The organism is Rhizobium sp. AG207R, assembly GCF_027109195.1.
In the GTDB taxonomy this organism is placed as follows: Bacteria; Pseudomonadota; Alphaproteobacteria; order Rhizobiales; family Rhizobiaceae; genus Rhizobium; species Rhizobium dioscoreae.
The window spans coordinates 125,983-151,083 of the sequence record NZ_JAEPVT010000004.1; the positions used below are offsets into that span (position 1 = coordinate 125,983).

General features: G+C 60.4%; 21 protein-coding genes. 8 read left to right on the forward strand and 13 right to left on the reverse strand.

Annotated elements, in window-relative coordinates:
- Positions 1-37: 37 nt before the first annotated feature.
- Entirely contained in the window at positions 38-922 is an 885-nt protein-coding gene (locus JJQ51_RS10645) for a LysR family transcriptional regulator (RefSeq protein WP_152095463.1), read from the reverse strand.
- Between the two features lie 81 nt (positions 923-1,003).
- On the opposite strand from JJQ51_RS10645, the gene JJQ51_RS10650 reads away from it, so the two are divergent.
- A complete protein-coding gene (locus JJQ51_RS10650) occupies positions 1,004-1,234 on the forward strand; it encodes a 4-oxalocrotonate tautomerase (RefSeq protein WP_267903981.1) in 231 nt (76 codons plus the stop codon).
- A gap of 45 nt (positions 1,235-1,279) precedes the next feature.
- Here the strand turns inward: JJQ51_RS10650 and JJQ51_RS10655 are convergent, their stop codons facing one another.
- Both JJQ51_RS10655 and JJQ51_RS10660 read right to left on the reverse strand, forming a co-directional pair.
- The gene (locus JJQ51_RS10655) at positions 1,280-1,546 is read right to left on the reverse strand and encodes a hypothetical protein (protein ID WP_152095461.1); all 267 of its coding nucleotides are present in this window, start codon (positions 1,544-1,546) and stop codon (positions 1,280-1,282) included.
- Between the two features lie 131 nt (positions 1,547-1,677).
- Positions 1,678-2,139 carry an Lrp/AsnC family transcriptional regulator gene (locus JJQ51_RS10660; protein WP_015342703.1) on the reverse strand — a complete coding sequence of 154 codons (462 nt, stop codon included), beginning with the start codon at positions 2,137-2,139 and terminating at the stop codon, positions 1,678-1,680.
- 185 nt (positions 2,140-2,324) lie between these two features.
- On the opposite strand from JJQ51_RS10660, the gene putA reads away from it, so the two are divergent.
- The 7 genes from putA (at position 2,325) to JJQ51_RS10695 (ending at position 13,437) form a co-directional block, all read left to right on the forward strand.
- The gene (gene putA / locus JJQ51_RS10665) at positions 2,325-6,029 is read left to right on the forward strand and encodes a trifunctional transcriptional regulator/proline dehydrogenase/L-glutamate gamma-semialdehyde dehydrogenase (RefSeq protein ID WP_152095460.1); all 3,705 of its coding nucleotides are present in this window, start codon (positions 2,325-2,327) and stop codon (positions 6,027-6,029) included.
- 291 nt (positions 6,030-6,320) lie between these two features.
- Positions 6,321-7,277 carry a LacI family DNA-binding transcriptional regulator gene (locus JJQ51_RS10670; protein ID WP_371864853.1) on the forward strand — a complete coding sequence of 319 codons (957 nt, stop codon included), beginning with the start codon at positions 6,321-6,323 and terminating at the stop codon, positions 7,275-7,277.
- 45 nt (positions 7,278-7,322) lie between these two features.
- Positions 7,323-8,561 (forward strand): ABC transporter substrate-binding protein, encoded by a 1,239-nt coding sequence (locus JJQ51_RS10675; RefSeq protein WP_113354414.1) that lies wholly within the window; start codon positions 7,323-7,325, stop codon positions 8,559-8,561.
- Positions 8,562-8,628: 67 nt separating this feature from the next.
- Positions 8,629-9,546, forward strand: a complete 918-nt coding sequence (locus JJQ51_RS10680) for a carbohydrate ABC transporter permease (protein ID WP_113354413.1) — start codon at positions 8,629-8,631, stop codon at positions 9,544-9,546.
- Positions 9,543-10,406, forward strand: coding sequence for a carbohydrate ABC transporter permease (locus tag JJQ51_RS10685; protein ID WP_113354412.1), 864 nt, complete (start codon positions 9,543-9,545; stop codon positions 10,404-10,406). Before JJQ51_RS10680 ends, JJQ51_RS10685 begins: the two co-directional genes overlap by 4 nt.
- 24 nt (positions 10,407-10,430) lie before the next feature.
- Positions 10,431-12,362, forward strand: coding sequence for a glycoside hydrolase family 127 protein (locus JJQ51_RS10690; RefSeq protein ID WP_113354411.1), 1,932 nt, complete (start codon positions 10,431-10,433; stop codon positions 12,360-12,362).
- 1 nt (position 12,363) lies between these two features.
- Positions 12,364-13,437, forward strand: a complete 1,074-nt coding sequence (locus JJQ51_RS10695) for an ABC transporter ATP-binding protein (protein WP_145634087.1) — start codon at positions 12,364-12,366, stop codon at positions 13,435-13,437.
- A 56-nt stretch (positions 13,438-13,493) separates the two neighbouring features.
- Here JJQ51_RS10695 and JJQ51_RS10700 read toward each other — a convergent pair whose 3' ends face one another.
- The 10 genes from JJQ51_RS10700 to JJQ51_RS10745 form a co-directional block, all read right to left on the reverse strand.
- Positions 13,494-13,907 (reverse strand): type II toxin-antitoxin system VapC family toxin, encoded by a 414-nt coding sequence (locus JJQ51_RS10700; RefSeq protein ID WP_113333224.1) that lies wholly within the window; start codon positions 13,905-13,907, stop codon positions 13,494-13,496.
- A complete protein-coding gene (locus tag JJQ51_RS10705) occupies positions 13,904-14,152 on the reverse strand; it encodes a type II toxin-antitoxin system VapB family antitoxin (protein WP_113354409.1) in 249 nt (82 codons plus the stop codon). The genes JJQ51_RS10700 and JJQ51_RS10705 overlap by 4 nt, the downstream gene beginning before the upstream one ends.
- 82 nt (positions 14,153-14,234) lie before the next feature.
- Entirely contained in the window at positions 14,235-16,505 is a 2,271-nt protein-coding gene (locus JJQ51_RS10710; protein ID WP_145634085.1) for an FdhF/YdeP family oxidoreductase, read from the reverse strand.
- A 158-nt stretch (positions 16,506-16,663) separates the two neighbouring features.
- The gene (locus JJQ51_RS10715) at positions 16,664-17,614 is read right to left on the reverse strand and encodes a lytic transglycosylase domain-containing protein (protein ID WP_145634083.1); all 951 of its coding nucleotides are present in this window, start codon (positions 17,612-17,614) and stop codon (positions 16,664-16,666) included.
- A gap of 106 nt (positions 17,615-17,720) precedes the next feature.
- Positions 17,721-18,836, reverse strand: coding sequence for an anhydro-N-acetylmuramic acid kinase (locus tag JJQ51_RS10720; protein ID WP_145634081.1), 1,116 nt, complete (start codon positions 18,834-18,836; stop codon positions 17,721-17,723).
- A 10-nt stretch (positions 18,837-18,846) separates the two neighbouring features.
- Complete coding sequence (locus JJQ51_RS10725; RefSeq protein WP_145634079.1) at positions 18,847-19,866, reverse strand: serine hydrolase domain-containing protein; 1,020 nt, start codon at positions 19,864-19,866, stop codon at positions 18,847-18,849.
- A gap of 20 nt (positions 19,867-19,886) precedes the next feature.
- Positions 19,887-21,626, reverse strand: coding sequence for an ABC transporter ATP-binding protein (locus JJQ51_RS10730; RefSeq protein ID WP_145634076.1), 1,740 nt, complete (start codon positions 21,624-21,626; stop codon positions 19,887-19,889).
- Entirely contained in the window at positions 21,623-22,462 is an 840-nt protein-coding gene (locus tag JJQ51_RS10735; protein WP_113354404.1) for an ABC transporter permease, read from the reverse strand. The genes JJQ51_RS10730 and JJQ51_RS10735 overlap by 4 nt, the downstream gene beginning before the upstream one ends.
- Complete coding sequence (locus tag JJQ51_RS10740; RefSeq protein WP_145634074.1) at positions 22,462-23,421, reverse strand: ABC transporter permease; 960 nt, start codon at positions 23,419-23,421, stop codon at positions 22,462-22,464. The genes JJQ51_RS10735 and JJQ51_RS10740 overlap by 1 nt, the downstream gene beginning before the upstream one ends.
- A gap of 129 nt (positions 23,422-23,550) precedes the next feature.
- Complete coding sequence (locus JJQ51_RS10745; protein WP_233788594.1) at positions 23,551-24,996, reverse strand: ABC transporter substrate-binding protein; 1,446 nt, start codon at positions 24,994-24,996, stop codon at positions 23,551-23,553.
- Positions 24,997-25,101: the final 105 nt, after the last annotated feature.

The following is a 25,101-nucleotide window of genomic DNA, read 5'->3' on the forward strand; positions in this document are numbered from 1 at the left end:
GATCATGGATCCGTGGCGGATAAAAGAGGTGAAAATGTCAACCGAAGCGAGCGACGAGAAAATCGATAACGCTGCGCAGCATGGCCGTCGGGCGCCGGTCCGGTGCATAAACAAGGTGCATGGGTGTCGGCTGGTACGACCAGAGGGGCAGGACCGGCTCAAGCCGGCCTGCATCGAGATCGGCCGCCAGAAGCAGTTCCGGCTGCAGCACAATGCCGGCTCCATGCAGAGCGGCAACGCGCAGAGCGCCGCCCTGATTGGTGGTGAACCTGCCCTTGATGGCGATCTCGCGCGTTTCCCCATCCGGGCCGACGAGATGCCAGCGCCCCTGTAGACGCCAGTAGGAATGGCCGAGACACATATGATTGGCAAGGTCCTCAGGGCTTTGCGGCCTGCCACGGCGACCCAGATAATCCGGCGATGCTGCGAGAACACGCCGATAGGGTTTTAACGGACGCGCCACGAGATTGGTGTCCGTCAGATCGCCGATATGGATGCCGAGTTCGTAGCCTTCGCCGATCAGATCATGCGGATTATTGTCGAGCGCCAGATCGACGCTGACCTCCAGATTCTCATGCAGATAGTCTACGAGTGCCGGCACGAGGCTTTGCGTCCCGAAACTGACGGGTGCGACGAGCCGCAGGCGCCCGCGCGGCGCCGATTGCAGTTCGGAGGCCGATTGCTCGGCAAGCTCCACCTCCGCCAGCACCGTCTTGCAGCGCTCGTAATAGAGCCTGCCGACCTCGGTCAGCTGATGACGGCGCGTCGTGCGGTGAAGCAGGCGCGCACCAAGTCGCTGCTCGATCGTCCTGATATGTTTGGCAACCATGGCTGGCGACACCCGGCTTATGTCGGCAGCGGCAGCGAAGCTGCCATGCTCGACCACTCTGACGAACATCGCCATGCCGGCCAACTTGTCCATGATTGCATACCTATAGGTTCGGAATGAAGCAAATAGGAGCGTATTTATCGCCAGCTGGTTTTGCAAGATAGTCTGCGGTGCCTGACATCAGGCAGAACCTATTCAATGATCTATCAAGGAGTTGCCATGCCAATCCTCCGCTTGGAAATGCATCCCGGCCGCACACAAGACCAGAAGCGCGCTTTCGTTCGCGAAGCGACCAGGGCCGCTGTGGAAACCCTCGCTTGCCCGCCGGAATCGGTGGAAATCATCATCACGGAGATATCGAAAGAATCCTGGGCCACGGCGGGCAAACTGAAATCGGATAGCTGAACGACCTGATTTCACGATCGAAGCCTGGCGGTCCTTATGCGACCGTCAGGCCACATCCGGCGTGAGGCTCTGCCGCCCCCAGCCTTCGGCCCAATCCATCAGACGTACCATTTCCTGCTTGAGAGCATGCGAACGAATGATGTCGGCGGCGTGGTTCACGTTGTTGCGCGGATTGTAGAATGCGTCGATCTCTTCGCCGCTTTCCCGCCTTGCCGCCTCCAGGCGGAGCTTTATTTCCTCGACTTCGGCCTTCACCGCAAAGTACCGCTTCATGACCTCGACAAGGTCTCGGTCGCCTGCACTGGTCTCCATGCGTACTCCATCCTACTTATTTTAGCGCCTTGCAATGATCCGATTCGAATGGCGAAATCTAGGTCATTGTTTAGCCGGCAAGATGAATAGGGCGGCGAACCCTCACCCGGCTGATGGAGCAGGAAGCGGAATTACGACCAGTTTTCCTTGACAGATTGCATCACCACATTGGTCGAAGTGCTTGCTACGAAAGGCAGGCTGGAAATTTTTTCGCCGAGAACGATGCGGTAGCGGCGAATATCTGACGTCCGGACCTTCAGGAGATAATCGAAGCGGCCGGCGATCATGTGGCACTCTTCGATTTCCTTGATTTTCTTGATGGCATTGTTGAAGCTGAGCAAGGCCTCCTCACGGGTATCCGTGAGTTTCACTTCAGCAAAGGCGACGTGATCAAGGCCAAGCTTGATCGGATTGAGGATGGCCTTGAAGCCGTCGATATAGCCAGAATCGATCAGCTTCTTAAGCCGTGCCTGGCAGGGAGTCTTGGAAAGGCCGACCCGCTCTGAAAGCTCCGTGATCGACATGCGGCCATCTTCCACCAGTGCGTCGAGGATCTTTTGGTCGAACTGGTCAATTTCACTGGATTTGGTCATTTTCGCAGGCATTCCTATTTGAAATAAGCGCTATTGAAGTTCAATATGACTGGAAAGCCGCAGTTTCAAGGCGGAACGCTTTTCTGCAATGAAGTATGTTCTCGTCGAAGCAATGGGACAGCTGAGCGTGGCGATATCGCTGACCTCAGCTCAAACCATTAGGCCCCTTGCACCTTGAGGTTATCATGACTGTCTCTGCCAAGCTTGCAACTGAAGAACCAGCTCCAGACGCTGCCCCATTTTCCCATTTCGCACCGCCCATTCGCGAGCAGAGCCCGCTTCGCCAGGCAATCACTGCCGCCTACAGACGCTCCGAGACCGAGTGCCTGCCGTTCCTCGTCGAAGCGGCGACCCTGCCGGACACGACGCGCGAAGCGGCAAAGAAGACGGCCAGGAAACTGATCGAAGCGCTACGCGCCAAACACAAGGGAGACGGCGTCGAGGGGCTGGTGCAGGAATATTCCCTCTCCAGCCAGGAAGGCGTCGCGCTGATGTGCCTTGCCGAGGCGCTGTTGCGCATTCCCGACACGGCGACGCGCGATGCGCTGATCCGCGACAAGATCGCCGGCGGCGACTGGAAGTCGCATATCGGCGGCGGCCGCTCGATGTTCGTCAATGCCGCGACCTGGGGCCTCGTCGTCACCGGCAAACTGACCTCCACCGTCAACGAAGGCGGGCTTTCCGCGGCGCTGACAAAGCTGATCGCCCGCGCTGGCGAGCCTGTCATCCGCCGCGGCGTCGATATGGCCATGCGCATGATGGGCGAACAATTCGTCACTGGCGAGACGATCGACGAAGCATTGAAGCGTGCACGTGCGCTCGAAGCAAAGGGCTTCCGCTATTCATATGACATGCTCGGCGAAGCCGCGACGACGCATGCCGATGCCGAGCGCTACTATCGCGACTACGAAAACGCCATCCATGCGATCGGCAAGGCCTCGGCTGGCCGCGGCATCTATGAAGGCCCCGGCATCTCCATCAAGCTCTCCGCGCTCCACCCGCGCTATTCGCGTTCGCAGGCCGACAGGGTGATGGGCGAACTTCTGCCGAAGGTGAAGGCGCTGGCTCTGCTTGCCAAGGGCTACAATATCGGCCTGAACATCGATGCCGAAGAGGCAGACCGCCTCGAACTCTCGCTCGACCTTCTGGAAGAACTGTGCCTCGATCCGGATCTGTCCGGCTGGGATGGTATTGGCTTCGTCGTGCAGGCATACGGCAAGCGCTGCCCCTTCGTCCTCGATTTCATCATCGATCTTGCCCGCCGCTCCGGGCATCGCCTGATGGTTCGCCTCGTCAAGGGCGCCTATTGGGACGCGGAGATCAAGCGCGCGCAGCTCGACGGCCTGGAAGGTTTTCCGGTCTATACACGCAAGATCTATACAGACGTCTCCTACATCGCCTGCGCCAAGAAGCTCCTGGGCGCGACCGACGTCGTGTTCCCGCAATTTGCCACCCATAATGCGCAGAGCCTAGCCACCATCTACCATATGGCCGGGAACGACTTTGCTATCGGCAAATACGAGTTTCAGTGCCTGCACGGCATGGGCGAGCCGCTCTACGAAGAGGTGGTCGGCGCCGAAAATCTCAATCGCCCCTGCCGGATCTACGCGCCGGTCGGCACACATGAGACGCTGCTTGCCTATCTCGTCCGCCGCCTGCTCGAAAACGGCGCCAATTCCTCTTTCGTCAACAAGATCGCCGACCCGGCCGTGTCCGTTTCCGAGCTGATTGCCGATCCCGTCGAGATCGTGCGCGGCATGAGCGTAGTCGGCGCGCAGCACGACAAGATCGCTCTCCCGGCCGATCTGTTCGGCGGCGCGCGACGGAATTCCGCCGGCGTCGATCTCTCGAATGAAGCGGCGCTAACCGATCTCTCTGCACAGCTGCAAGCTTCGGCAGCGAGAGACTGGATCGCCAAGCCGCTTCTCGCCGATGGCTCCGAACGCGGCATGGCTCGCGCCGTCCTCAACCCCGCCGATCATGGCGATGTCGTCGGCCATGTCACCGAGCTCGAGCCGCAGGATGCACCCGACGTCATGCGGCTTGCCGCCGCAGCAGCGGAGCGTTGGGCTGCTGTGAGCCCCGCTGAGCGGGCCGCCATACTTGAGCGCGCCGCCGATATCATGCAGAGCGAGATGCCTGTTCTCGTCGGTCTGACCATCCGCGAGGCCGGCAAATCGGCCGCAAATGTCGTTGGCGAAATCCGTGAAGCTATCGACTTCCTTCGCTATTATGCTGCGCAGGCACGTCAAGTACTGAAGCCGGAGAGCGTGCCCCTTGGCCCCGTCGTCTGCATCAGCCCATGGAATTTCCCGCTGGCGATCTTTACCGGCCAGGTTGCGGCCGCTTTGGTCGCGGGCAATCCCGTCGTCGCTAAGCCAGCCGGCAATACACCGCTGATCGCAGCCCAAGGCGTCCGCATCCTGCACGAAGCGGGCATTCCGCGCGATGTTCTGCAATTTGTCCCGGGCGGGGGGCAAATGGGTGCCGCCCTCGTCGACGCTTCGGAAACCGCCGGCGTCATGTTCACCGGTTCCACGGAAGTTGCCCGCCTGATCCAGGCTCAGCTGGCCGAACGGCTTTCCAAATTCGGTAAACCGATTCCCTTAATTGCCGAAACCGGCGGGCAGAACGGCATGATCGTCGACTCCTCGGCGCTTGCCGAACAGGTCGTCGGCGATGTCATCGCCTCGGCCTTCGACAGCGCCGGCCAGCGCTGCTCGGCCCTGCGCATCCTCTGCCTACAGGATGAAGTCGCCGATCGCACGCTGGCCATGCTGCGCGGCGCTCTTCGCGAACTCTCGGTCGGCAGGACCGATCGGCTCGCCGTCGATATCGGCCCCGTCATCGATGACAACGCCAGGCGCCGCATCGACGAGCATATCGAACGCATGCGCAAGCTTGGCTGCAATGTCGAACAGCTCGACCTTCCCGAAAGCGCCGCCAAGGGCACCTTCGTTGCTCCCACCATCATCGAGCTGAAGAAGCTGAGCGATCTGAAGCGGGAAGTCTTTGGTCCCGTTCTTCATATCATGCGCTATCAACGCAAGAACCTGGACAAGCTGATCGCCGATATCAATGCCTCCGGCTACGGCCTGACTTTCGGCCTGCACACCCGGCTTGACGATACGATCGCCCATGTCACGGAGCGCGTCCGTGCCGGCAATCTCTACGTCAACCGCAATACCATCGGCGCTGTCGTCGGCGTCCAGCCCTTTGGTGGACGTGGCCTTTCCGGCACGGGGCCGAAAGCCGGCGGCCCAATGTACCTGCGCCGCCTTGTCGCCTCCCCGACCGAACCGTTGCGCGATGCCTCCGTGCAGGCCGATCCGGCTGCACAGCAGTTCATCGCCTGGCTCGAAAGCAAGGGCACTGGGAATGCGGCCAAACAGGCTCGTGTCGTCGCCGCCCAGTCGTCGCTCGGCTTCAATACCGAACTGCAAGGCCCGGTTGGCGAGCTGAACCTCTATGCGCTGCATCCGCGAGGGAGAATTCTGCTCGCTCCGCAGACAGCACTTGGTCTGCATGTCCAAATCGCCGCAGGCCTTGCGACAGGCAATTCAATCGTCATCGATGCTGCATCGGGCCTGCAGGGCGAGCTTCATGGCTTGCCTGCGCAGGTCGCAAACCGCATCTCCTGGACAAAGGACTGGACAGCGGATGGACCGTTTGCCGGCGCTCTCATCGAAGGTGATGCTGCACGCGTCCAGCAGGCGATCAAGACAATCGCGGCTATCCCCGGCCCGCTGGTTCTCACACAGGCAGCGTCGAGCGAGGACATTGCCAAGAACCCCGACGCCTATTGCCTCAACTGGCTGCTCGAGGAAATAACGACGTCGATCAACACCGCGGCGGCCGGTGGCAATGCCAGCCTGATGACAATCGGCTAAAGCTGACAGCGATCTAGAACTTAAGCGGCGGTCGGGACCCGCAGGGTCTCAGCCGCCGCTTCGTTTTCATGGCGCACATTCTGCAGTAACCTGCAAATTCGCTGCGGCCCTCATCCAGCTTCCGGGCCTCCTTCTCTCCTGCACAGAAATTTTTGAGAAAAGCTTTTCTCATATTGACTCTCGCCGTGAGAAAAGCTTTTCTCACGAAAACTGACTGGGAGAAGACATCTGGAAAATCAGCGTGCGAAAAGCGGACGTGCAACGATCCATGACGTTGCGGCGGCTGCAGGCGTGAGCATTTCAACGGCATCCAAGGCCTTGAACAATACCGGCCGCATGGGCAACGAGACCCGCGAGAGGGTCAAGCGCGCTGCCGCCGACATAGGCTTCCGTCCGAATGCCTTGGCCAAGGGTTTGCTCAGCAATCGCACGTTCACGATCGGTCTTCTGACAAATGATACCTACGGACGTTTCACGCTGCCGGTCATGGCCGGCATCACGGAGGCACTCGTCGATCACGGCGTCTCGGTTTTTCTTTGCACGATCGAGGACGATCCGGCGCTTGGGAAGGTTCATGTGGACGCGATGCTGGACAAGCATGTGGATGGCATTATCGCCTCGGGAAAGCGGATCGACCGCCGCCTGCCGGTGGATCTGTCCAATCTGCCGATTCCCGTGATTTATGCCTTCACTGAAGGGGCGCCGGGAAGCGTCACCTTCTGCGCGGATGACTATCAGGGGGCTGCCCTTGCTGTAGAATGGTTGCAGGGGCTTGGCCGACGCCGGATTGCCCATGTGACCGGTCCTGAAAGCTTCGTTTCAGTGCGTGAGCGCGCCAAGGCCTATCGCGACCTCGCCGGAGACGAACTGCCGGTCATGTTCGGCATGTGGTCCGAGGCCTGGGGACACGAGGCCGTCGCAAAGCTCTGGAGCGTGGCCGGAGCAAAGCCGGATGCGATCTTCTGCGGCAACGACCAGATTGCCCGTGCAGTCGTCGATGCGCTTCGTGAGCGCGGCGTACGGGTGCCGGAGGATGTCTCGGTGGTCGGTTTCGACAATTGGGAGATCGTCGCCGCCCAGACCCGGCCGCCGCTGACGACGGTCGATATGAATCTTAAAGCCCTTGGCCGTGAGGCCGGGCTGACGGTTCTCGCGCTTGCGGAAGGACGCAGCGTCGAACCTGGCATCAGAACTTTGCCCTGCGAGCTTATCGTGCGGCAATCATGCGGGGGAAACCCCGGTCGTTGATCAAAGGAAAAGGGGCTGATGGGAGTAGCCCCATGGGAGGAGAACATGATGAAGCGATTTCTGGCCGCCACCGGCCTTATATCCCTAATGCTTGCATCCGCCGCATCCGCCGAAAACATCTCCATGTGGGTGCGAAGCGGCATCGGCGATTCCTTCAAGAAGGTCGTCGAAGCCTATAATGCCGGCCATGAGGACAAGGTCACGCTGACCGAAGTGCCTTTTGCCGAACTCGTGCAGAAATATGCGACCGCCATTGCCGGCGGCCAGGCGCCCGACGCCCTGTCGATGGACCTCATCTATACACCGGCCTTTGCTGCCGCCGGCCAACTCGAGGACCTGACGGACTGGGCAAAGAGCCTGCCCTATTTCAATTCGCTGTCGCCCTCGCATGTGAAGCTCGGCACCTATGACGGCCACATCTATGGCTTGCCGCTCTCCGTCGAGACGTCGGTCTTTGCCTGGAACAAGGATCTCTACAAAAAGGCGGGCCTCGACCCTGAAAAGGCGCCGACCAGCTGGGACGAGATCACGAGCAATGCCGAAAAGATCCGCGCGCTCGGCAGCGATACCTACGGGTTCTATTTCTCCGGCGGCGGCTGCGGCGGCTGCATGATCTTCACCTTTACGCCGCTTGTCTGGGGTGCCGGCGCCGACATTCTCTCGGAAGACGGCAAGAAGGCGACGCTCGACACGCCGCAAATGCGCAAGGCGGTCGATATATACCGCAATATGGTCAAGAAGGATCTGGTGCCGGCGGGTGCCGCAAGTGACACCGGCGCCAACTTCCTCAGCATCAGCAACGGCAAGATCGGCCAGCAGAGCATCGGCGCCTTCTCGATCGGCACGCTGATCACGCAATATCCCGATATCCACTTCGGCGTGACCCTGATCCCCGGCGTCGACGGCAAGCCGTCCTCTTTTGCCGGCGGCGATAATTTCGTCATATCCAAGGGCACGAAGAAGCTCGATGCCGTGAAAAAGTTTCTCGAATACACCTATTCGCTTGAGGGACAGAAGATCATGGCGAAATATGGTAGCCTGCCGACGCGCGGCGATATCGCCGACCAGGTGCTGCAGGGCCTGGATCCGCGCATGCAGGTCGGCCTGAAGGCGATTGCTGTCGCCAAGACGCCCTATACGCTGCAGTTCAACGACCTGATCAACAGCGCCAACGGTCCCTGGGCGGGCTTCACCAACGCGGCTATCTTCGGAAGCGATGTCGATGGCGCATTCTCCAATGCCCAATCGGAGATGCAGTCGATCATCGACAACGCCCAACAATAATCGACCCATGAACGCCGGGGAGCTTCGATACTCCCCGGTCCCTCCATCGCAATATCGGGAGCATTCCATGGCTGGCCCTGGAGCTATCGCAACCGCGCGTCCGCGAAAACGGCGAAAGCGTGCCGGCTGGCACGGGTTTCTCTACATCGCGCCGGCCATGGCGCTCGTTATCGTCTTCTTCGTGCTGCCCGTGGTCTTTACCGTCTGGATGAGCTTCCACAACTGGCCATTGCTCGGCAATCCCCGATGGATTGGCTTTGGAAACTATGTCCGCATGATCTCCGACATGCGCTTCATGGCAGCATTGCGCTTCACCGCCTATTACACCGTCATCGTCACCATCGCGATCTTCGCCGTTGCCTTTCCGCTCGCCTTCTTCGTCGAAAAGCACAAGCCGTTCGTCGGCTTCTACCGAACGATCATCTTCCTTCCGGTCGTCGTGGGACTTGCAACGGCTTCGTTGCTCTGGGTCTGGCTTGCCAATGTCGACGCCGGCTTCTTCGCGCCGGTCGCGCTGGCGCTTGGTCTTGTCGACAAGAGGCCGAACCTGCTTGCCGATTTCGACATGGCCTTCGCAACGATCATCGTCATGGTGGTCTGGAAGATCGCCGGCTTTACCATGATCATTCTGCTGACCGGCCTGCAGGCGATCCCCTCCGAGCTGACCGAGGCGGCCCGCATCGATGGCGCGAGGCGCTGGCAGCGCTTCCGGCATCTGACCCTGCCGCTAATGCGCCGCACGATCGCGCTCGCGCTGATCATCTCCATCACGGGCTCGGTGCTCGCCTTCGACCAGTTCTACATCATGACATCAGGCGGCCCGCAGAACCGCATGATTTCGGTCGTCTACTACATCTTCAACCAGTCCTTCGTGTCCTTCAATCTCGGCTATGGCGCGGCGCTCTCGATCGCGCTTCTCGTCATCCTGGTGCTGATCAGCATCGTCCAGCTCTGGCTGCTGCGCGTCGGGGAGGACAAGCCATGACTACAGCAAAGGAGCGCCGCGCAAGGCGCAAGCTCCGGGGCAGCATCGGCTATCACGGCATCGGCGTCGTCATCGTCATCTTCTTCTTCGCGCCGTTCGCGATCGCGCTGCTGTCATCGTTCCGGCATGGAACTGAAGCCAGCCTGCCGCCGCTGCCGCCATGGCCGACAACCGGCTTCAGCTTCGACGCCTATCGCTCGCTCGATGGCTTTGGCGCCGGGGTCGTCCAGCATACGCTGAACTCGCTCTTCGTCTCCGTCGCAACGGTGCTTCTGACCGTGATCGTCAGCCTGCTCGCCGGCTACGGCTTCTCGCGCTATCATTTCCCCTTCAAGGGCGCCCTATTCATTCTGATCATCGCAACGCTGATGATCCCCTTCCAGTCGATCCTGACGCCGCTCTTCATCATTCTGGCACGGCTCGGCCTCAACAATTCGCTGATCGGGTTGACGCTCGTCTATGTGACGCTGCAGCTTCCCTTTTCCGTCTTCATGATGCGCAATGCCTTCGACGCCGTACCGAAGGAAATCGAGGAGGCGGCGCGCATCGATGGCGCGCGTGATCTGAAGCTTCTTTTCCGCGTTCTCTTCCCGCTGGTGCTGCCGGGTGTCGCAACCGTTGCGATCTTCGCCTTCCTTAACGCCTGGAACGAGTTCCTGGCAGCCTTGGTGCTCCTGTCGAGCAACGAGAAATTCACGCTGCCGGTGCTGATGATCGCCGTCAGGACCGGTCGCCTCGGTGCAGTCAACTGGGGTGCGGTCCAGGCCGGCATTGCCGTCATGACCATCCCCTGCGTCATCGTCTTTCTGCTTCTGCAACGCTATTACATGCGCGGGCTGATGGCCGGCGCCGTGAAATAACCCTTTCAACAACGGATCAAAGCCATGTCTGACAAGCAAAGTCGCCAGTTTCGCCCCCTGCCCGTTCCGAATGTCGAACTTGGAGGGCTCTTCGGTGCTCGCCAGGATGCCATCTGCAATTCCACCGCAGCGACGCTACTCGACCGCTGCGTCGAGGCCGGCATGATCAAGGCCATCGACGTCAGCCAGCCAAGCCCCGGCATCGTCATTCCCTTGCAGACCTGGTCAGGCTCGACGCAGATGTTCTGGGACAGTGATCTCGGCAAGTCGATCGAAACCATCGCCTATTCGCTCTATCGCCACCCTAATGCCGAACTGGAAGCGCGCGCGGACGCCATCATCGACATGTATGAAAAGCTGCAGCAGGAGGACGGCTATCTGAACGCCTGGTTCCAGCGCGTCCAGCCAGGCCGCCGCTGGACCAATTTGCGCGATCATCACGAACTCTATTGTGCCGGCCATCTGATCGAGGCTGCCGTCGCCTATTACCAGGCAACGGGCAAGCGCAAGCTGCTCGATATCATGAGCCGTTTTGCCGATTACATGATTACCGTCTTCGGGCATGGCGAAGGCCAGCTGCGCGGCTATTGCGGCCATGAAGAGGTGGAGCTCGCGCTCGTCAAGCTCGGCCGGGTCACCGGCGAGACGAAATATCTCGATCTCGCGAAATACTTCATCGACGAGCGTGGCCAGGAACCGCATTTCTTCACTGAGGAAGCGCTTCGCGACGGCCGCGACCCGAAGAACTTCGTGCAGAAGACCTACGAATACAGCCAGTCGCATCTGCCGGTGCGCCAACAGACCAAGGTCGTCGGCCATGCCGTGCGCGCCATGTATCTCTATTCCGGCATGGCCGATATCGCCACGGAATATAACGATGATACGCTGACCTCGGCCCTCGAGACGCTTTGGGACGACCTGACGACCAAGCAGATGTATGTGACGGGCGGCATCGGGCCGGCTGCCTCGAACGAAGGCTTCACCGATTATTACGACCTGCCGAACGAGAGCGCCTATGCCGAGACCTGCGCCTCCGTCGGTCTGGTCTTCTGGGCCAACCGCATGCTCGGCCGCGGCCCGAACCGCCGTTATGCCGACATCATGGAAGTGGCGCTCTATAACGGTGCAATGGCCGGGCTATCGCAGGACGGTAAGACCTTCTTCTACGAAAATCCGCTGGAGAGCGCCGGCAAGCATCACCGTTGGATCTGGCACCATTGCCCGTGCTGCCCGCCCAATATCGCGCGTCTTCTCGCCTCCGTCGGCTCCTACATGTACGCCGCGGCCGACAATGAGATTGCCGTCCATCTCTACGGCGAGAGCAAGGCGCGCGTGCCGCTTGCCGGCGGCGTGACCGTGCAGCTCTCACAGGAAACGCGATATCCTTGGGATGGCGCCATTCGCTTCGAGGTCAATCCCGATCGCGCAGCCAAATTCGCACTATCGCTGCGCATCCCCGAATGGGCCGAGGGCGCGACGCTTGCAATCAATGGTGCATCGATCGATTTGGCAGCGATCACTGTCGATGGCTATGCCCGTATCGAGCGCGAGTGGAAGGCGGGCGACAGCGTCGACCTCACCCTTCCGCTCATCCCGCGCACGCTGTTTGCCAATCCGAAAGTCCGCCAGGACGCCGGTCGTGCGGCCCTGATGCGGGGTCCGCTCGTCTATTGCGTCGAAACCACCGACAATGGTCACGACCTCAACGGCATCTCGCTTTCCAGCGATCCGGCTTCCGCCAAGACGACGGAAATTGCCGCATTGGAGGGCGCGGTAGCGCTCGATGTTTCGGTTATGCGCGATGAGGCCGACTGGGGCTCCGATCTCTATCGGACGACACCACCGAAAAGCGCTGCCTCCACCGCGCGTTTCGTGCCCTATCATCTCTGGGACAATCGCGATCCGGGCGAGATGCTGGTCTGGATCCGCGCCGATCAGCTGCAGCGCGGAGCCTGACATGACGAAGAACGGTATGCGCCTGACCGGCGTCCGCAAGAGTTTCGGCGGGCTGGAGGTCATTCATGGCATCGATCTCGACATACCGGAAGGCGCTTTCGTCGTCTTTGTCGGCCCCTCCGGCTGTGGCAAATCCACGCTGCTGCGCATGATTGCCGGGCTGGAGGAGGTGACCGACGGTGAGATCGCCATCAAGGGCCGGGACGTCACCGATCTCGATCCGTCCGAGCGCGGCATCGCCATGGTCTTCCAGTCCTATGCGCTCTATCCGCATATGAGCGTTCGCGACAATCTCGGTTTCGGGCTGAAAATGGCCCGGACCGATGCATCCGAAATCGAAAGACGCGTGCGCTCCGCCGCCGCGATCCTCAAGATCGATCATCTCCTCGACCGCCGCCCGGGACAGCTTTCCGGCGGCCAGCGCCAGCGTGTCGCCATCGGCCGCGCCATCGTTCGCGAGCCGGATGTCTTTCTCTTCGACGAGCCGCTCTCCAACCTCGACGCGGAACTTCGCGTCTCCATGCGCATTGAAATTGCCCGGCTTCACCGGGAACTCGGCAATACGATGATCTATGTCACCCATGACCAGACCGAGGCGATGACGCTCGCCGACAAGATCGTCGTGCTGAGGGACGGCCGGATCGAGCAGGTCGGCACTCCGCGCGAGGTCTATGAAGACCCGGCTAACAGTTTCGTGGCCGGCTTCATCGGCTCGCCAAGGATGAACATGATCGGCGCGACATGGTCGGATGACGGGACGGCAAAGGTCGGAAACGACAGCATCAAGGTTGACCTTTCACAGACCAAGCCATCGGCGGGCGAAACGATTCTGCTTGGCATGCGCCCTGAACATTTCGTCGTCGCGTCAAATGCCGACGATGCCGTGCGGGTGACGGTCGACGTCACCGAATATCTGGGCGGCACACGCTATCTCTACTGCCAGACAGAGGACGGCCAGGCGATCATCGCTGAATATCGCGACGGACCGGAGATAGAGCGCGGCGACACGCTCCATCTGCATTGCCCGCCCGAACGTCGGCGCTATTTCGACAAGCAGGGAGGACGGCTGCGGTAGCTGTCTTCTCGAGCAACCGCACATATGCCGGAAAGGTCGTCACCATTGCAAGCGGACTAGAATTCCCAAGGAGATATCAGATCCAGCCCAGTCTCACGGAAGTCGGACAGATTGCGAGTGGCCAAACGTCCGCCATTTACGCGGGCGATGGCTGCAATCATGCCATCCGCCGTCGACATTGGTCGTCCTTGCCTCTTCGCTGCACCCATTAGCTCGCCGTAGTCTAATGCGGCTTCTTCGGTAAGACCGAAGATCCGATCCGCGAAACGATGGCGCCATTCAGATAATCTCTGCTCAAGCCGGGCAGCCCTCTGGTCGGGAGCAATCTTTTGAATACCAAAGGCGATTTCAGCAATAGCCACAGTGGAAAGTGCTATCTCCGCATCATACCGACCAAGCCACGATATCACAGCCTCGTCAGGCAGTTTCCGGAAAGTTTCGGAGATGACATTCGTGTCCAGAAATATCACAGATCAATACCGTGATTGGGTTGACGCCCATCGCGAATGACGGATTCGAGGTCGATATCATCATCATCCCTCATCGCCATTCGAGCATAGAAAGACGATGCGGGTTCGCGACCAGCCTCGCGAATTTCATAGGCTTCCAATGCTCGTTCGACGACATCGGCGATCGTCCGGTTTTCACGCCGCGCAAGGCGATGCGCGAGGTCACGTGCTCGAGCACTGCGAACGGATAGTTGTGGTTCAGCCATATCTGTCTCCTGTTCCAACTAACATAGCCACAGGATAGTCAGCCATCAAGATGGCAAAAGACGGCTAGAAGGCAAAACGAAACTATGCCGCCTTGCTGACCCGCACCGGAACGGATTTATACGACGGCGTGCCGCTTTCCTTGTCCTGATAGTCGATCGGGATCAGGCAATTTGCCTCCGGGTAATAAGCAGCGACGGAGCCCTCGGAAATATCGTAGGAAATCGCCGTCAGCTTCAGCAATCGCTTGGCACCCGATGGGAGCGCCGTTTCGATCTCGACCAGATCGCCGTGCTCCAGGCCCTTTGCTTTCAGATCCTTGTCGTTCATGAACAGGATGTCGCGGCGGCCGAAGACGCCACGATAGCGGTCATCGAGCCCATAGATCGTCGTATTGTACTGGTCGTGGCTGCGGATTGTAGCGAGCTTGAGGATAGTTCCATCCGAAAGCGAGATATCTTCGTTCAGACCATCAAAGAGCTTGAATTCTGCCTTGCCGGACGGCGTCTTCCAGACGCGCTCGGTCGGTCCGATCGGCAGGCGAAAGCCACCCGGCACGCGGATGCGCTCGTTATAGTCGGCGAAATCCGGATAGACGATTTCGATCTTGTCGCGGATCAGATCGTAGTCGGTGATGAGCTCCATCCAGGCAACCTTGCTGTTCGGCAGGGTCGCCTGCGCTATTCCCGCGACGATCGCAGGTTCCGAACGCAGCTGGTCGGAGGCCGGTTTCAGCCGTCCGCGCGACGCATGTACCATCGACATCGAATCTTCGATCGTCACCGATTGCGCACCGGTAGCCTGAACGTCTTGTTCAGTGCGGCCAAGTACGGGGAACAGGAAGGATTCCTTACCAATAAGCAGATTGGAGCGATTGAGCTTGGTATTCATGTGAACGGCGAGATCGAGCTTGCGCATCGCCTGCGCGCAGAGTTCCGGATCGGGAAGCGCGATCGAGAAATTGCCGCCGAGGCAGATGAGCACCTTGGAGCGCCCTTCCGCCATAGCCTGCATGGCGGCGACGGCATCGTGACCATGATGAGCCGGCGCGGTGAAGCCAAAGGCACGTTCGATGCCCTCGATCAAAGCCGGCGTCGGCTTCTCGGTAATTCCGACGGTGCGATTGCCTTGGACGTTGGAATGGCCGCGCAGCGGGCAGATGCCGGCACCAGGCCTGCCGAAATTGCCGCGTAGCAACAAGAGATTGGCGATCTGCTGCACATTCGCGGTTCCCTTGGCATGCTGGGTGATGCCCATTCCGTAGGCGACGATCGTGGCCTTCGACTTGGCATAGATCTCCGCTACTCGTTCCAGATCAGCGCGGGCGAGCCCGGAGACCCGCTCGATATCGGCCCACTCAGTCCGGTTAATATCGGCAACAAGGGCTTCGAAGCCGGTGGTGTGTTCGGCGATGAAGGCATGATCGAGGACTTCAGGTGATGTTTCGGCCAGCGCCAGAACCGCTTTCATGATTCCCTTGAGCGCGGCGGCATCGCCGCCGATCTTCACCTGATAATAGGACGACGCGATTCGGGTCGAGCTGAAGGTTCCCATCTCGATCGGATCCTGCGGATCGGCAAAACGCTCCAACGCCCGCTCCTTCAGCGGGTTGAAGACAATGATCGGCACGCCGCGGCGCGAGCATCCATGCAACGTACCCATCATGCGCGGATGATTTGTGCCGGGATTGTGCCCCATGGAGATGATCAGATCGCATTCATCGAAGTCGTCGAGCGAGACGGTGCCCTTGCCAATGCCGATCGATTGCGGCAGGCCGACGCTGGTCGCCTCATGGCACATGTTCGAGCAATCGGGGAAATTGTTGGTGCCGTATTCACGCGCGAAGATCTGGAAGAGGAAGGCCGCTTCGTTGGAGGCACGGCCGGATGTGTAGAACTCGACCATATCCGGATCGGGCTGGCTGCGCATGACGTCGCCGATGCGGGCAAAGGCGTCTTCCCAGGCAATCGACCGGTAGGTATCGGATGCGTGGTCGTAGACCATCGGATGGGTCAACCGGCCGGCATTTTCGAGCTCATAATCGCTCCAGGTCAAAAGCTCGCTGACCGTATGTTCGGCGAAGAATTCCGGCGTCACGCGCTTGTTCGTCGCTTCCCAGGTGACCGCCTTGGCGCCGTTTTCACAGAACTGGAAGGTGGAGGTGTGTTCCTTGTCGGGCCAGGCACAGCCAGGGCAATCGAAGCCCGTGGGCTTGTTGGTGCGCAGGAGAAGGCCCGGCGCCTCGGTGACATCCATCTGGTCGCGAACCGCCTTGGCGGTTGCCTTCAGGGCTCCCCAACCGCCAGCTGGGCTATTATAGGGACGGATACCGGGGACTTCACGCTTCTGCGTCATCATACGCTCCTTTGGCTACCCAAACGGCTTCCTCCCAAATGCCGATCTCTAACGAATAAGCGGGCGGCAGGAGAGAGTAAAGCGCTACCAATAGGCACTTGACAAAACAATCGATACGCGCCGGCCGCAAATGACGCAGGTATTGACGCGCCCCAAACTCAGTTCTTAAAAACCAGGCAACTGCCGCCCTGCTGCCGGACCTGCGTGCAAACGGCATCCGCTTCCTCCCGCGTTTGCCGCGGAATGCGCGCCGCATAACGGACCCGGCGACCGAAGTCGGCATTGCGCTGCCGCACGATCAACGGCTTCTCCAAATTCAGCGGTGACGGCAGCTTCCGGATATTTGCGGTAAACAGACGGCGAGCGGCATCCAGCTGAAAATGCTCGGCCAATTGCGCACCCCAGGGCGCCCACGGCCGCTCCTGCTCCAACGGAATGGGTTTCAGGCGTCGGCTCTGAGCAAGGGCGACGCAGGAATCGACAAACGGCTTGCTCTTATCCAGCACGGGGGCTGCTATATCTGGCGGATCATCGCGCCATTCTTCGACACTGTGGGCGGTGATCGCGCTCACATAGTTGCGCGTCTCATAGGGAAGCCCGCCCGAATTCAGGAAATTGGCAAGACCGCCCTCGCCGGCATTATAGGCAGCCGCCGCAAGCCCGAGATTGCCGAAGCGGCCCCGCAATTCATCGAGATAGGTTGCCGCCTTGCCGAGCGCTTCAAGCGCATCGTAGCTGTCGCGCACGCCACGCAGCCTCGCTGTTCCCGGCATGAACTGCGCGATACCGCGCGCGCCTTTGGGACTGACGGCATCGGAGCGAAACAGGCTTTCGCGCCAGACGAGCCGTGCCAGATAATCCGGCGGCAGACGGTTGGCATGCGCGAAATATTCGATGGCGGTGCAGAGATCGCGATTGTAGCTGTCCTTGCGCAGGCACAGCGTTTGGCCCGTCTCCGTCGTCAGCGGCCCCGAAATGCAGACAGGTGGTGCGACAGTCCATTCCGGTTGAGCTCTCGCGGGTCTGAAAGCAAAACCGTCAATGGAAAATGCGATCGCAAAAGCGACGATGATGCCGAAGAAGCCTGCTCGGTAATGCCTGCCTGCCATTTAAGCGATATCCGTCCGACACCAACCGATCGCAAATTCGCGGCCTCTTCATATCATCGATGGACGGAAGCGAAAACCTCTCGCGCGACAGCCAACGCGCAGGCTGTTACTCCGCAAGGCGTCCGCCGCGCATCGGCGCCGGCACGCCCGTCGTGCCAGGAAAGCTGATCGGCAGGCCACGCAGAACGCGTACGGCGAGAAAGGCAAAGCATTCGGCCTCGACAGCATCGCCGCGCCAGCCGAGATCCTCGGCAAAGATCGGCTCGACGCCGGCCCGGCTCTTCAGCATCGACATGATCGTCGGATTGTGTCGGCCGCCGCCGCTGACGACGACCTTAGTGGGCCTGCGCGGCAGCAGGTCCAGCGCCTTGCCGACGGCGCTTGCCGTGAAGGCCGAAAGCGTGGCGGCGCCATCTTCCGGGCCGAGGCCATCTGCCATGGCGGCACCGAAATCGAAACGATCCAGCGATTTCGGATAGGGTGCAGTCATATAGGGGTGCTGCAGCAGCCGCTCGAGCCGTGCCTCATCGACCTTGCCGGCAGCTCCAAGCGCACCGTCGCGGTCCATCTCGCCAAGCCCGTGCGACTTGATGAAATCGTTGAGCGGCGCATTGGCCGGGCCGGTATCGAAAGCAACGAAATTGCCCTCTCCATCCCACCATGTGACATTCGCAACGCCGCCGAGATTGAGAATGGCCGCCTCTCCTGCTGCACCCGCCCCGCGCAGCAGCGCGGTATGATAGGCAGCAGCAAGCGGCGCGCCCTGGCCGCCGGCGCGCATGTCGGCCGAGCGGAAATCATAGGCGATCTTGGTGCCGAGAATGGACCGCATCAGCTCGCCATCGCCAAGCTGGCGCGTCTGCCCCAGCCGGTCCTTCTGCGGCGCGCGATGCAAGACGGTCTGGCCATGGAAGCCGACGACGCCGATGTCTGCCATCGTCATGCCGTTGCTTTCCACGAGTTCCTTCACGGCTTCCGACTGTGCTCGCGTCAAGGCTTCCTCGGCCGCCTTGAAGATCGCCGGTTCAGGTCCTTCGAAATTCCATGCGCGCGCCTGCCGCAGCGTCTCTTCCAGCAGTTCTCGAATCCAGCTGGGATAAGGGGCCAAAACATAGGGGCCGAATTCCTCGACGCGCTCGCCGTCCGTCTTCAGCATGGCGACATCGATATTGCCGTCGAGGACGGTTCCGGTCATCAGACCGACTGCCCAGATTGGTTCCATGGTCAGACTCCTATGCTGCGTTGACGAGATCGCTGACGGCCTGACGGAGCGCCAGAATGCCGCTGTCGAAGTGGCGCGTCGGGTGAATGCGGTTGGTAAGAAGGGTCCAGGCTCGGCCCTTGTCGAAGTCGACCCAGAGGGCCACGCCGGTAAACCCCGTATGACCGATCGTGCCGGACGAGCAGAGAGCACCGCCATGCCAACCGTCATGGGGCCGTTCCCAGCCATGGGTCCGCGTTGCCGAAAGCGGTGTTCGCATCAGGGTGATCGAGCGGGCCGGTGCGCCGTTGCCATCCAGCAGCCCCTTTGCGAAGTCGAGGATCGCATCCGCCGTTCCGAACAAGCCGGCATGGCCGGCACCCTGCAATGCCGAACAATTGTCGTCATGGACCTCGCCCGACAGAACACGGTGACGCCAGGTGCAGTCTTCCGTTGCAGCAGCTAATTCCGGCGGCGCGGAGAAGGCAAATCCCGGCCCGGGATCCATGGCGCGGATTGTCTTCCCATTCAGCCGCTCCAGCGCGAGGCCAAGCAGAATGAAGTTAATGTCGGAATAGACGGGCGGCCCGGCGCGCCATTCGCGCTGCAGGATGAAGGCGCGCAGAAGCTCTGGGTCGCGGCCATAGGTGTAGATCGGCTCGACCGCCGGGAACGGCGTCTGATGGCCGAGGCATTGGCGGAATGTTACCTTTCGCTCCCAGGCCTCGGCACTATACTGGCGCAGATCGGGCAGGAGTTCGATCAAGGGAGCATCGAGGTCGATCGTGCCGGCCTCTGCCAGAGCAAGAATACGCGGTGTGGTGAAAATGACTTTTGTGAGGGATGCAAGGTCGAACCAGGTATCTGGAAGCATCGGCCTGACATCAGGCACCTTCTGCGCCGAACCGACGGCGCGGACCTGTCTGATACCGTCGAGATCGACAATGCCAAGCACACCGCCGGGGATGCGCGCCGCCGCAACCGACTGCTCGATCGGCGCGAAGGCCCGATCGAAACGCTCTTGAAACTGCATGCTCCCCCTCGCTGCCATCTCGCTTCTCCTCGGCCCGCTCAGGCTTCTGCCAGCGCGATGTGATCCGGCGCAAAGCGGCGCCACTCGGGAATGGCCGGCTCGAAGCCCAAGGGGCGCACCAGGGACGGAACCTGACGAGTGTCGAGCGTGAAGTTTTCCCTCCGCCGCGCAACCGTCGGGACCGCCGAGATCAACCGCCTGGTATAGGAATGCTTGGGTTCCGACAAGACCGAGGCGGCATCACCGATCTCGACGATCTGCCCGGCATAGATCACTGCGATGCGATGGGCGATGCGCTCCACGACAGCCATGTCGTGCGAGATGAACAGATAGGCGAGCCCGTATTCGCGCTGAAGTTCGATCAGCAATTCGAGAACCTGAGCTTGAACGGATACGTCGAGCGCGGACACAGCTTCATCCAGCACAAGCACTGACGGATTCAGCATTAAAGCGCGCGCAATACATAGTCTTTGCCGCTGGCCCCCGGAAAATTCGTGCGGATAGCGCTCCAGCGCGTTTTCTGGCAAGCCTACGCGCTTGAGCAGCATGACCATTCGCTCGCGGGTTTCGGCGGAAACCCGCGCGCCCGCGGCGATCACCGGTTCGGCAAGGATGCTATCGATGCGCAGTCTCGGATTGAGCGAAGCGTATGGGTTCTGGAAAACCATTTGCACCGCGCTCGTGCGATCCGCCGCCTTGCCGCTATTCGTCGTAAAGGTGCCGCGGGTCGATTTCACCAATCCGAGGATCGCGCGGGCTGTGGTGGATTTACCCGATCCGCTCTCGCCGACGATTGCCAGTGTCTCGCCCGGCATCAGGTCAAAACCAACGCCTTCGACGGCATGAACGGCGCCGCTCGACCGCCGAAGGAGGCCGCCCTTGACCGGAAAACGGACGGTCAAGCCATCGACCTTCAATGCCGGCTGGGACGACACCTCGTCCCGTTGAAAATCGGCGCGTGCCGCCTGTCCGGACGAAAAATGGGGAACCGAATGCAGCAGATGGCGGGTATAGGGATGGGTTGGATGATCGAGGATCTGATTAAGCTCGCCCTGCTCAACCGCCTGGCCTGCCTGCATCACCATCACCTTATCGGCAATACCGGCGACGAGGCCGATATCATGCGTGATGAAGATCATCGACATGCCGGTTTCGCGTTTCAATTCGGCAAGGAGCGCCATGATCTGCGCCTGTACGGTGACATCGAGCGCCGTCGTCGGCTCGTCAGCAATCAGAAGACGTGGATTGCAAGCAAGCGCGGTTGCAATCATCACGCGCTGGAGCATACCGCCGGAAAGCTGGTTCGGGCAATAGGTCAAGCGCCGCGCGGCATCCGGAATGCGCACGCGATCCAAGGCGTCCCTGGCCGCCGCTTTCGCCTGACTCCCCGTCAGGCCGCGATGCAGCCGGAAGGATTCCTCGATCTGCGTACCTATGGTCAGGACGGGGTTGAGGGAGGTCATTGGCTCCTGGAAGATCATGCCGATTTCGGCACCACGGATCTTCGTCAGTTCCGCTTCGCTCGCCTTGGTCAGATCGAGGATGCTGTTATCGGCACGTTTCAGGCGGATCGAGCCGCCGGTGATGCGGCCACCGCCGAAATCGACGAGACGATTGATCGAAAGTGCGGTGACCGACTTGCCCGAGCCGCTTTCGCCGACGATTGCCAGCGTCTCGCCGGCATCAAGATCGAAGCTGACACCGCGAACGATGGGCTTGGTCTCCGGGTTGCGTCCGAAGCCGACGCTGAGATCAGAGACAGAAAGAAGCGGTGTCATACCGTCGCCCTCCGCATCTTCGGATCAAGGATATCGCGCAGGGCATCGCCGAGCAGGTTGAAGCCGAGGATGGAGATCATGATGGTCACGCCAGGGAAGATCAGCAGCCAAGGCGCCGTTTCCATAAGATTGCGACTGTCGCTCAGCATCAGGCCAAGCGAAGAGGACGGCGGCTGCGTTCCCAGGCCGAGGAAGCTGAGGCCCGCTTCCGTCAGCAGCGACCAGGCAAGCGCCAGCGTCACCTGCACGGTCAAGGGTGCGACGAGATTGAGCAGAAGATGCCGCGTCAGGATATAGGAACGGCTGCTGCCGAAGGTGCGGGCGGCATCGACGAAATCGCGTCCTTTCAAGGAAAGAGCCGGGCCGCGCACGACGCGGGTGAAGATCGGCGTATAGACGATCGCGATTGCGGCAACGCTTGTCCAGGTACCGGGGCCAACGATGGCGATGATGAGCAACGCGAGCAGGATCGCAGGGAAAGCGAGAAGCACATCCATGGTACGCATGATGACGCCATCCCAGCGCTTGCCAGACCAGGCGGCGGTTAAGCCAAGCACGGTGCCGATCAGGGTAGCAACGGCGACGGAAAAGAAGGCGACGGTGAAGGATTCGCCGATACCGTGCATTAACCGACTTGCGACATCGCGGCCGAAGAGATCCGTGCCCATCCAATAGGTGAGGCTCGGCGGATGCAGCCTGTCGATCCTATTCTGCGTCAGTGGATCGTGCGGCGTGACCCCGAGCGTGCCGAGGATGGCAAGCAAGATATAGATGAGGACGATGACGCCGCCGATCCGCCCGCTCATATGTCCGAAGATGGCTCTGATGATCCGCATCAGCCTTCTCCCAGCCGAACGCGCGGATCGAGCGCGACATAGGCGAGATCGACAAGCAGATTGACGATCATGAAGTTGAAGGCAATGAACAGCACGCTTCCCTGCACCAGCGCATAGTCACGCTGCAGGATGGCATCGAGCACCATGCGCCCCAGCCCGGGCAGGGCATAGATCTGCTCGACCAGGACAGCACCGCCAAGCAGATAGCCAAATTCGACGCCGCTCAGGGTCACCACCGGGATCAATGCATTCGGCAAAGCATGCCGCCAGATGACGCCGCGCGCCGGCACGCCACGGCTGCGGGCGGTGCGGACATAATCATCGCTCAGGACATCGAGCATGGCGGAGCGCACCACGCGCGTCACCGACGCGGCGAAAGCAAAACCGAGCGTCAGCGCGGGCAGGATCATCTGGCCGAGATTTTCGAGCGGGTTCTCCCAAAGGGGTGTGAAGGCGCCCATAGTCGGCAACACGCCAAATCCCGCCGACAAGGCATAGATCAGCAGCAGCCCGAGAACGAAGTTCGGCGTGGACTGCCCGACCATGGCGACGATGCGCACCGCAAGATCGGACAGTTTTTCATTGCGGGTGGCGGCAAAGACGCCCGCCGGCAGGCCGACGGCAAGCGCGATCACCATGGAAAGCAAAGCAAGCTCGAGCGTCAGCGGAAAGCGCTCCAGGATGATGTCGAGCACTGGTTTTCCGTAGGTGACGGATATGCCGAGATTGCCTTGGAATACACCGAGCAGCCAATGCCAGTACTGGATCGGCCAGGACTGGTCGATGCCGAAATAGGCAGCAAGGGCCTGCCGCTGTTCCGGCGTCAGCAGGCCCGCATTGGTTCCGAGCATCGCCGTGATCGCATCGCCCGGCACCAGCCGGATGGCGACGAAGACGAAGATGGACACGCCCAGCATGATCAGCGGGAATGTCATCAACCGGCGCGTCAGATACGACATTATAATTCCTCTAGAACAATTTCAGCTGAACCAAGACGTAAATTTACGGCCGAAATTGCGTAAAAACAAAGAGATAGAGCACTTCCATGATGTCATTTGAAAAGGAAATGCTCTAGCTCCCGATCGTCGTTACTTAATCGAAACCTTGCTCAGACCGAACAGCGAGCCGGTCGGCGTCGGCACGAAGCCTTCGACGTTCTTTTGCTCGGCCGTGTAGCCGTAGGCCGTATAGAGCCAGATCCAGGGCGAGACTTCGGCAAGATGCTTTTCGAACTCGGCGAAGATCTCCTTGCGCTTGGTCGGATCGGTTTCGGCGCGGCCCTTCTGCATCAGGCTATCCAGCGTATCATCGATATAGTTGGCGACCTTCTGCAGGTTGCCGGTCTTGGTCCAGTAACGGTTATACATTGAATAAGGGTCGGCACTGCCGCCATTAAGTGCCACCGCCATGTCGAAATTGCCCTTCAGCCAGGTGTCGACATAGACGTTGAGTTCCATCACCTTGATATCGAGCTTGATGCCGATTTCGGCGAGCTGCGACTGAATGACCTGCGCCTCGGCCGTGGCCGTCGGCGGCTCGCCGGTTGCGGCGATCACAGTCGCCGAAAAGCCGTTGGCAAAGCCGGCATCGGCCATCAGCTTCTTCGCCTTGGCAATATCGCGCGTGTAGCAGAAGAGCTTGCTGGGATCGGTCGCATAGAGCGGCATCGTCAGTGGCCCGGTCACCTTGCCTTCGCCGAGAGCTGCGGTGTCCATCACATCCTTGCGGTCGATGGCACACGAGATCGCCTGGCGCACGGCCAACTGATCCATCGGCTTGCGCGAGGGATTGAGCTGCAGAACGTTGTAGGAGAGCACCGGCGTGCGGGTGAGCTGCAGCTTCGACTCCTTCGGCACAAGCGTTGCGACGAGCGGATCGTTCAGAAGCGCGAAATCGATCTGGCCGGTGCGGAGCGAGGCAAGGATCGCGGTTTCATCCGGCAGCACGCTGATGTTGATGCCGTCGACGCCGGTGGCGCCGCCTGCCCAATCCTTATTGGCACTCAAGACTTCCTTGGCGTTCGGAACCCAGCTGTCAAGCTTGAAGGGCCCGGAACCGGTCGCCTTGGTGCCGATAGTGCCGGCGGAAATCTCGCTTGCCGGTACGATGGCAGCGTTGAGGCTCGTCATGGCCGTCAGAAGCGGGACGTCGGGCTGCGACAGGTTGAAGACGACGGTTGTGGCATCGGGCGTATCGATACTTGCGATCGACAGGAAGTTCGCGCGGGCGACGGCACCGGTCGCCTGATCGAGAATGCGCTGAAAGGAAGCCTTGACGTCGGCCGACGTGAGGGCTGCGCCGTTCTGGAATTTGGCCTTTGCGTTGAGCTTGAAGGTCAACTGCTTGCCGTCGGGCGAGAACTGCCAGCTTTCAGCGACACCGGGCACGATCTGCAGATTGCCGTCCAGGCGAACCAGCGGCTCATAGATCAGCTCCAGCAGGCGGATGGAGGAGAAGGCGGTCTGCTTATGCGGATCGAGACCGGTTGCGTCCTGCGACCATGCCATGCGCAACGTCGCTGCCTCCACAGGCATCGCAACCGTCGCCAGACCGATCCCCACGACCAGCGCCACGCCTGAAATCAGCTTCTTTCCAAAATTCCCTTCCACTTTCAGTCCTCCAAATTTTTTAAATGTCCC